Source organism: Pseudomonas sp. AC463, assembly GCF_979253585.1.
This window is the reverse complement of sequence record NZ_CEEDDZ010000009.1, coordinates 158,775-167,447: the sequence shown is the minus strand read 5'-3', so window position 1 is coordinate 167,447 and position 8,673 is coordinate 158,775. Positions and strand designations below refer to the sequence as shown.

Sequence of the window (8,673 nt, the reverse complement as noted above, 5' to 3'; positions counted from 1 at the left end):
CGGGAGCCGGATTTGAACCGACGACCTTCGGGTTATGAGCCCGACGAGCTACCAGACTGCTCCATCCCGCGTCTGTGGGCGGCATTCTACAGCCCAACGGCAGGGTGTCAACCGTTAATGGGGTAATGGGTCAAATAAGTGTGAAATAGCCGTTGAATGCTAACCAGGCGCGGTAAGTGCGCGAGAGGCAAAGATTTTTTGTCCGACAATTTTTGCGACACAAAATAGACAGGCACAAAAAAGGCCACTCTTTCGAGTAGCCTTTTTTGATGTTTGGTTGCGGGAGCCGGATTTGAACCGACGACCTTCGGGTTATGAGCCCGACGAGCTACCAGACTGCTCCATCCCGCGTCTGTGTGTCGGCATTCTACAGAGGAACGCGAGTGTGTCAACCTGTGAATTAAAGAAAAGCGCTTGTGGTTCAATCGCTTAGCTCTCCATAACCGGCTCATTAAGGCTTCGGGGCCAGTGTGGCTAAGGGTTTCAGCTCTATTGGGATGCCAAATTCGATTGAGAAAATAAATTCATCTGGGACATTTCCTACCGTTCAAGCGGAAGATTCAAACTACTGGTGCTATATACAGGGGTGAGTGCGATACTGGCCACCCGTTGAATCAACCCCCTTTTTATATGACGCAACGCAAAATCATCCACGTCGACTGTGACTGTTTCTACGCCGCCATCGAGATGCGCGATGACCCGAGCCTGGCGCAAAAACCGCTGGCAGTCGGCGGCTCGGCGGATCGGCGCGGGGTGATTGCCACCTGCAACTACGAAGCGCGCGCCTACGGTGTGCGCTCGGCCATGTCGTCGCGCCATGCCTTGAAGCTGTGCCCGGACCTCACCATCGTCAAGCCGCGCATGGATGCCTATAAGGAAGCGTCGAAGGAAATCCAGACGATCTTTCGCGACTACACCGACCTGATCGAGCCTTTGTCGTTGGATGAGGCTTACCTGGATGTGTCCGACTGCGCGCATTTTGGCGGCAGCGCCACGCGCATCGCCCAGGACATTCGCCGGCGGGTCTCCAACCAGTTGCACATCACGGTGTCTGCCGGCGTGGCGCCGAACAAGTTCCTGGCCAAGATCGCCAGCGACTGGAAGAAACCCAACGGCCTGTTTGTGATTACCCCGGACCAGGTTGAAGACTTCGTCTCGCAATTGCGCGTCAGCAAGCTGCACGGCGTGGGCAAGGTCACGGCCGACAAGCTGGCGCGCCTGGGCATTGAAGACTGCCTGCAACTGCGCGAATGGAACAAGCTGGCGCTGGTGCGTGAATTCGGCAGTTTTGGCGAGCGACTGTGGAGCCTGGCCCGTGGGATTGATGACCGCGCGGTGCACAACGACAGTCGGCGGCAGTCCATCAGTGTGGAAAATACCTACGACGTGGACCTGCCGGATCTTTCAAGCTGCCTGGCCAAGCTGCCCGAGCTGATGGAAACCCTGGCCGGGCGCATGGCGCGCATCGACAGCAGTTACCGCGCGGGCAAGCCGTTCGTTAAGGTGAAGTTTCATGATTTTACCCAGACCACCTTGGAGCAGGCCGGGGCAGGGCGGGATCTGGAGAGTTATCAACAGCTGATGACGCAGGCGTTTAACCGTGGCGGGAAGCCAGTGCGGTTGTTGGGGATTGGGGTGCGGTTGCTGGACTTGAGTACCGGCAATGAACAGCTCGAATTCTCCTGGTAGAAACCGGGAGCAAAATGTGGGAGGGGGCTTGCGCCCGATTGCGGTGGGCCAGCTATATATAAGCTAGCTGAACCACTGCTATCGGGGGCAAGCCCCCTCCCACATTTTTAACTCCAGCAACATTTAGACTTCAGCGCGCGCCTGGATCCGCCACCAACCGCCCCGCATCCTTGGTCAGCGCTTGCAGGAATTCCTGCTGCAACTCCGGATCATTGCGGGTCAGTTCGATCAGGCTTTGTTCCAGTTCGCTGGCTTCTTCTTCCAGACCCAGCTCCGACAGGCGCTTGACGCGGTGCACCCACTGGCTGACTTCATCGTCTTCCAGGTCGTCGTAGATCAAACCATGGGCTTCCAGCAACTTGCCGCGCAGCGTGCTGCTGATCGCCAGGGTCGAGTCCGAATGCACGTCGTCCTGGCCATCTTCCACGCTGATCTTCAGGGTGCTGATGCGGTTCAAGTCCTGTTCGGCAAACGGGCTGTCCAACAGGTTCAGGCGCAGCACGCCGTTGCGGTCGGTGGTCAGCTCGTGGACCTGTTTGCCGGCGGTGACTTGTACCGGGCGTTCGCTCCAGGGCAGGCTCGAATACTCCGTGCGCTTGTCGCGCTGGACTTCATCGATACCCGCCAGATTTTGTTGCGCACGGCCATGGGACTGCACGTTCATGAACGGGTTGAGGCCATCCACGCCGTAGGTCAGCCAGTCGCGCGTGACGCTGGTCGGCAGGTTGCCAAGGGCAAAGATATTCACCACGTTGGCGCCCGCGCCGGCCACCAGGGCTACGGCGCCCAAGGGCATCTCATAGAGTTTGCGCCAGGGCTGGTAGGGGGTGTAGCGATCGTAACGACGGGTGACTTCGAACTCGGTGACCTCAAAGGTCTTTTGTTCGTGAATACGCACCCGGCGTTGCGGCAGTTCCAGCACTTTGGGGTCGCCTACATCGATCTGCAGGCTGTGGTCGAGCAACTTACGCTCGACCCGCTCCTCGTGCTCACTGCGTTGCGACATCTGGTTGGCGCAGCCGCTGACCAGCAGGGCGCCGCACAAGGCGGCGCCCCCCAGGGCTCTGGTGTTTCGCTTGAACATGACTTCTCTTGATCTGGTTTTCAGCGACGAATACGCGCCTGAAGGAAAGACAGCACGTCAGCCACCGGCAACGGTTGGGCTTCGGCTTCGGTCCGGCTCTTGTATTCCAGATTGCCATCGGCCAGGCCGCGGTCACTGACCACGATCCGGTGCGGGATGCCAATCAGTTCCATGTCGGCGAACTTGATGCCCGGGCTGGTTTTCTTGTCCCGGTCATCCAGCAGCACTTCAAAACCGGCGGCCGTCAGTTCGGCATACAGTTTGTCGGTGGCTTCGCGTACTTGCTCGTTGTCGTAGCGCAGCGGTACCAGGGCGATCTGGAACGGCGCCAGGGCGTCACTCCAGATGATGCCCTTCTCGTCGTTGTTCTGCTCGATGGCCGCTGCCACCACACGGGATACGCCGATGCCGTAGCACCCCATGTCCAGGGTGATCGGCTTGCCGTTATCGCCCAGCACTTCGCACTTCATCGCCTTGCTGTACTTGTTGCCCAGCTGGAAGATGTGCCCGACTTCGATACCGCGCTTGATCTCCAGGGTGCCCTTGCCATCCGGGCTTGGGTCACCGGCCACCACGTTACGCAGGTCGGCCACGGTCGGAACCGGCAGGTCACGCTCCCAGTTCACGCCGAAGTAGTGCTTGTCGTCGATATTCGCGCCGATACCGAAGTCGCTCATCAGCTCGACCGAGCGGTCGATGATGATCGGCAGCGGCAGGTTCAGCGGGCCGAGCGAGCCGGCACCGGCGCCAATCGCGTCGCGCAGTTCTGCGTCGGTGGCCATGACCAGCGGGCTGGCCACGCCAGGTTGCTGGGCAGCCTTGATTTCGTTGAGTTCGTGGTCGCCACGGATCACCAGGGCGATCAGCTTGCCTTCTTCCTCGGCGCGCACGATCAGGGTCTTGATGGTCTTTTCAATCGGCAGATTGAATTTTTCCACCAGGGCCGCGATGGTCTTGGTGTCTGGCGTATCGACCAGGCGCAGCTCTTCAGCCGGCGCAGGGCGCGAGGTTTCGCGCGGCACGGCTTCGGCTTTCTCGATGTTCGCCGCGTAGTCGGAACCGTTGCTGAAGACGATATCGTCTTCGCCGGACTCGGCCAGCACGTGGAATTCGTGGGAGCCGGCGCCGCCGATGGAGCCGTTGTCCGCTTCAACCGGGCGGAATTTCAGGCCCAGGCGCGTGAACACGTTGCAGTAGGCCTGGTGCATGCGGTCATAGGTGACCTGCAGGGACGCCTGGTCAGCGTGGAAGGAGTAGGCGTCCTTCATGATGAATTCGCGGCCGCGCATCAAACCGAAGCGTGGGCGGATTTCATCGCGGAATTTGGTCTGGATCTGATACAGGTTCAGCGGCAGCTGCTTGTAGCTGCTCAGCTCGTTGCGCATCAGGTCGGTGATCACTTCTTCGTGGGTCGGGCCGGCGCAGAAGTCGCGGCCGTGACGGTCCTTGAAGCGCAGCAACTCGGGGCCGTACTCTTCCCAGCGCCCGGATTCCTGCCACAGCTCAGCCGGTTGGGTGCTCGGCATCAACACTTCCAGAGAGCCGGCGGCGTTCATTTCTTCGCGAACGATGGCTTCGACCTTGCGCATCACCTTCAAGCCCATGGGCAGCCAGGTGTACAGGCCGGAGGCCAGTTTGCGGATCATGCCGGCGCGCAGCATCAGCTGATGGCTGATCACGACCGCGTCGGAAGGCGTTTCTTTCTGTGTGGCGAGCAAATATTGACTGGTACGCATGGTAGGCCGTTGTCGGTTGCTTGGACTTGAAATGACTTGGGATTGTACGGGCGCAAGCTGCCGCCGTACAGGCATCAGAATGCAGAGGGGCATGTGGGCTAATGTGGGTGGGGGCTTGCCCCCGATAGCTGTGTGTCAGCCATAGATAAATTGACTGAAATTCTGCAATCGGGGGCAAGTCGAATCGTCGCACCGCCCCTCCCACATTGACCTGGTGGTGTCAGTCCTCTGCCGGTGGATTCAACCGAATCCGCCGATTCTCCTGATACCAGTGCAGCGCAATCAACAGCAGCGTCGGCACGCCCAGCATGCAGGTAATCAGGAAGAAGTTGTGATAACCGAACTTCTCCACCATCACCCCGGAATAGCCGCCGATCAGGCGTGGCAGCAGCAGCATGATCGAGCTGAGCAGCGCGTATTGGGTGGCGGAGAACTTGAGGTTGGTCAGGCTCGACAGGTAGGCCACGAAGGCCGAGGTGGCCAGGCCGGAGCTGAAGTTGTCCAGGGAAATGGTGAAAATCAGCATCTGCAGGTCGGGGCCCATGTCGGCGAGCATCACGAACAGCAGGTTGGTGCCAGCCGACGCGATGCCGCCGATGAACAGGATCGGCAGGATGCCGAAACGCACGATGAGCAGGCCGCCCATGCCGGCGCCGAGCAGGGTCATGATCAGGCCGAAAATCTTGCTGACGCCGGCGATCTGGTCTTTGGTAAAACCCTGGTCGATGTAGAACACGTTGGCCATAACGCCCATCACCGTGTCAGACATGCGATAGGTTGCGATCAGACCCAGCAGCAGCAACGCCTGCCAGCGGTAGCGCAGGATAAAGTCGTTGACCGGCGTGAGCACAGGCGCCAGGCCGCGGCGGCCCATGGCCGAGAGGCACAGCGCGGTGAGGGTGATATAGAGGATGGCGCGCAGGAACGCGCGGTCGTCCATCAGCAGGTCCCACAGGCTCACGCCGTGGAAAATCACGCTGGCGAAATCGGTGTTGTAGAGCTGGGTAAACATCGCCGGCACCGACACCAGCAGCACGATCAGCACAAACACCGAGACCAGCTGGTGCACGAAGCTGTAGCGCCCGGCCTGCAGCTGGGTGCGCAGCGGCACATTCGGCTCGCGCATGAACAAGGTGGTGAGCAACGCCGGGATCATCAGCACGCCGAACAGCACGTAGGTGCCGGTCCAGGCCGAGTGTTTATAGTTGAAACCGGTGGAGCCGAAGCCCTCGGCAAAAAACAGCGCGCCTGCAGTGGCCAGCAATGCGGCGATGCGGTAACCGGACATATAGCTGGCGGCCAGGGCAGCCTGGCGGCTGTCATCGGCGATTTCCAGGCGATAGGCGTCGACCGCGATGTCCTGGGTGGCGGAGGCAAAGGCGACGACGACGGCAATCGCGATCAGCCAGGACAGGTGTTTCTGCGGGTCGCAGAACCCCATGCCGATCAATCCGAGGATCACCAGCGACTGGGCAAGCACCAGCCATGAGCGACGCCGTCCGAGTTTACCGAGCAGCGGCAGGCGCCATTGGTCGAGCAGCGGCGACCAGACCCACTTGAAGGCGTACGCCAGGCCGATCAGGCTCGCATAGCCGATGGTCTCGCGAGCCACACCGGCCTCACGCAACCACACCGAAAGCGTCGAGAACACCAACATGTAAGGCAAGCCGGCGGCAAAGCCGAGCAACAACAGGACTAACGTCGAGGGGCTGGCATAGGCGGCGAGCGCGGCGCGCCAGGTTTTACGGGGCATGGGCTGGAGTCTGCCTCAGATTCACGGAAACAAAGCGCGCACTCTAACCGCTGTGCTCTACCGGGCGCCAGCCATGGCGCTGAATATCCACGCGATTATTGCGGACAGTCACGCCTTCTTCACGCAAACGCGCCCGCTGCTCATCGCCCGAGGCACTGCCCGCCGGCAGACTTATCCGACCACCGGCACCCAGCACGCGGTGCCAGGGCAATTTGGAACCTTCGGGCAACTGGCTCAGCGTACGCCCCACATAGCGTGCAGCCCGCCCAAGCCCGGCCAGTTGCGCCAGCTCGCCGTAACTCACCACGCAACCTTCCGGAACTTGCGCCAACGTCAGGTACAGCGCGGTGCGGCGCATCTCGGCAGGGCTCTGGGGTGTTTCAGCGGGCAGGTCAGATATAGGCATCTTTTTGTAAGAAAAGTCTGTAAGTGTGGTGTTGAGAATTGAACTCAATATAAATACTTGAGTCAGTCCTAGCTATCTAACACGATAATCGCCCTTTTTCGCCAACCTTGAGCCCACTATCCGCTTATGTTGTCCAGAACCCTGCTGTGCCTCGCTGTTTTCAGCGCCTCCACGCCCTTGCTGGCCGATACCGTCTGGTTGAAGAACGGTGATCGCCTGACCGGTAAGATCAAGGTCTTCGACGGTGGCAAGTTGCTGATCCAGACCGACTACGCAGGTGCCATTCCGGTGGACTGGAAGCAGGTAAAAACCCTGGAGAGCGACCAGGAGTTGCTGGTCAAGCAGGATGCCTACACCGGTGAGAAGGCCAAGTCCCTCAAGGCCGCGGACGATGGCAAAGTGGTGCTGGCCAACGGCGAGGCGCCCAAGACCGTGGAGCTGGCCAGCATCCAGCAGATCATCAAGCCCAAGCCGATTATCGAAGACCTGGTGTGGAAGGGTAATGTCGACATGGCGCTGGACTATAAGCGCGCCGAAAACGACACCAACGACTACGACATCGATTTCAAGACCACTGCACGTCACGGCCAATGGCGCCATACCGGGCAGGGCGAGTACAACCGCGAGTTCCAGGACGATGTCACCACCACTGACAACTGGTCGCTGGAATATGACCTGGACCGCTTCCTGACCGAGCACTGGTTCTGGCAGGGCCGCCTGACCTACAAGCGCGACAAGGTTGAAGATCTGTCCCGCCAACGCACCGTCGGCACCGGCCCGGGCTACCAGTTCTGGGATGATGAGCTGGGCGCGTTCTCCCTCGGCTCGCTGGTCAACCGCACCGACTATGAATATGCCGAGGGCGGCAAGGACAACTTCTACTCCGTGGCCATGAAGTGGAACTACAACCGCTACCTGGTCGGCAAGACGGTCGAGTTCTTCACTAACGGCGAACTGGGCCGCCCGATCGACGGGCCGGTGGATTACTCCCTGGATGCGGAAATGGGCCTGCGCTACAAAGTCACCGAATGGGCTTCGCTCAACCTCAAGGCCGAGCGCGACATCATCAGCGGCGACTCGGAAAGCAGCCTGAGCAAAACCCGTTACACCGCAGGCTTCGGTGTCGCCTGGTAATCAGGTTTCACACAACCCGCTTGGCAACCGCCGCTGATAGTGATTACCTTGTGTTGAGATCGATTCCCATATGCTGTGGGCGGCCGAATACCCGAGGAGTCACACGTTGAGCGCGCACGTTGCCAAGAACGCCCGAGAGCTGTTGCTCAAGGAATACCGTGGGGCTCTCTCCACACTGTCCAAAGCCATGCCCGGTTTTCCTTTCGGCTCGGTCGTGCCGTATTGCCTCGACGAGCAGGGTCGCCCGCTGATCCTGATCAGCCGTATCGCCCAGCACACCCATAACCTGCAAAAAGATCCCAAGTGCTCACTGTTGGTGGGTGAGCGCGAGGCCGATGATGTGCAGGCGGTAGGGCGCCTGACCTACCTGGCTGAAGCCGAAAAGCTCGAAGACGCCGATGCCATTGAAGCCGCCGCCGAGCGTTACTACCGCTATTTCCCTGACTCGGCCAACTACCACAAGGCCCACGATTTCGACTTCTGGGTGCTCAAGCCGGTACGCCACCGTTATATCGGCGGGTTTGGCGCAATTCACTGGATTGATCAACTGACCCTGGCCAACCCGTTCTTCGGCAAGGCCGAGCGCAGCATGGTCGAACACATGAACAGCGACCACACCAAGGCCATCGCCCATTACGTTGGGCTGGCCGGCCTGCCAACCTGCGAGCCTGCGCAACTGGCCGGTATCGACAGCGAGGGCATGCACCTGCGCATTGGCCAATCGCTGCATTGGCTGCCCTTTGCAGAATCTTGCAATACGCCGACACAAGTACGTGAAGCCCTGGTTTCATTGGCCCACGCCGAGGTCTGGCCGAAAAAATCAGCCGTTACCGCTTGAATTCACGAAATGGCGACGTCATCTAAGGTGGAC

Annotated in this window: 7 protein-coding genes and 2 tRNA genes; 3 read left to right on the top strand and 6 right to left on the bottom strand. The window is 59.9% G+C overall.

Annotation, left to right across the window (positions count from 1 at the left end; translation table 11 throughout):
* Both AC0IYH_RS13625 and AC0IYH_RS13620 read right to left on the bottom strand, forming a co-directional pair.
* Positions 1-71, bottom strand: a tRNA-Met gene (locus AC0IYH_RS13625).
* Positions 72-274: 203 nt separating this feature from the next.
* Positions 275-351, bottom strand: a tRNA-Met gene (locus AC0IYH_RS13620).
* A 279-nt stretch (positions 352-630) separates the two neighbouring features.
* Here AC0IYH_RS13620 and dinB point away from each other — a divergent pair.
* Positions 631-1,689, top strand: coding sequence for a DNA polymerase IV (dinB, locus tag AC0IYH_RS13615; protein WP_122772573.1), 1,059 nt, complete (start codon positions 631-633; stop codon positions 1,687-1,689).
* Positions 1,690-1,819: 130 nt separating this feature from the next.
* Here the strand turns inward: dinB and AC0IYH_RS13610 are convergent, their stop codons facing one another.
* The 4 genes from AC0IYH_RS13610 to AC0IYH_RS13595 all read right to left on the bottom strand — a co-directional run bounded on the left by AC0IYH_RS13610 (position 1,820) and on the right by AC0IYH_RS13595 (position 6,668).
* Entirely contained in the window at positions 1,820-2,773 is a 954-nt protein-coding gene (locus AC0IYH_RS13610) for a hypothetical protein (protein ID WP_116628717.1), read from the bottom strand.
* 20 nt (positions 2,774-2,793) lie between these two features.
* Positions 2,794-4,509 carry a proline--tRNA ligase gene (locus AC0IYH_RS13605; protein ID WP_116628716.1) on the bottom strand — a complete coding sequence of 572 codons (1,716 nt, stop codon included), beginning with the start codon at positions 4,507-4,509 and terminating at the stop codon, positions 2,794-2,796.
* Positions 4,510-4,729: 220 nt separating this feature from the next.
* On the bottom strand, positions 4,730-6,262 hold the full coding sequence (locus AC0IYH_RS13600) for an AmpG family muropeptide MFS transporter (protein WP_116628715.1): 1,533 nt from the start codon (positions 6,260-6,262) through the stop codon (positions 4,730-4,732).
* Between the two features lie 43 nt (positions 6,263-6,305).
* Positions 6,306-6,668, bottom strand: coding sequence for an MGMT family protein (locus tag AC0IYH_RS13595; RefSeq protein ID WP_122772572.1), 363 nt, complete (start codon positions 6,666-6,668; stop codon positions 6,306-6,308).
* Between the two features lie 126 nt (positions 6,669-6,794).
* Between AC0IYH_RS13595 and AC0IYH_RS13590 the strand changes: the two genes are divergently transcribed.
* Together AC0IYH_RS13590 and AC0IYH_RS13585 are read left to right on the top strand one after the other, a co-directional pair.
* Positions 6,795-7,802 carry a DUF481 domain-containing protein gene (locus AC0IYH_RS13590; RefSeq protein WP_116628713.1) on the top strand — a complete coding sequence of 336 codons (1,008 nt, stop codon included), beginning with the start codon at positions 6,795-6,797 and terminating at the stop codon, positions 7,800-7,802.
* A 106-nt stretch (positions 7,803-7,908) separates the two neighbouring features.
* Positions 7,909-8,640, top strand: coding sequence for a DUF2470 domain-containing protein (locus tag AC0IYH_RS13585; protein WP_116628712.1), 732 nt, complete (start codon positions 7,909-7,911; stop codon positions 8,638-8,640).
* Positions 8,641-8,673: the final 33 nt, after the last annotated feature.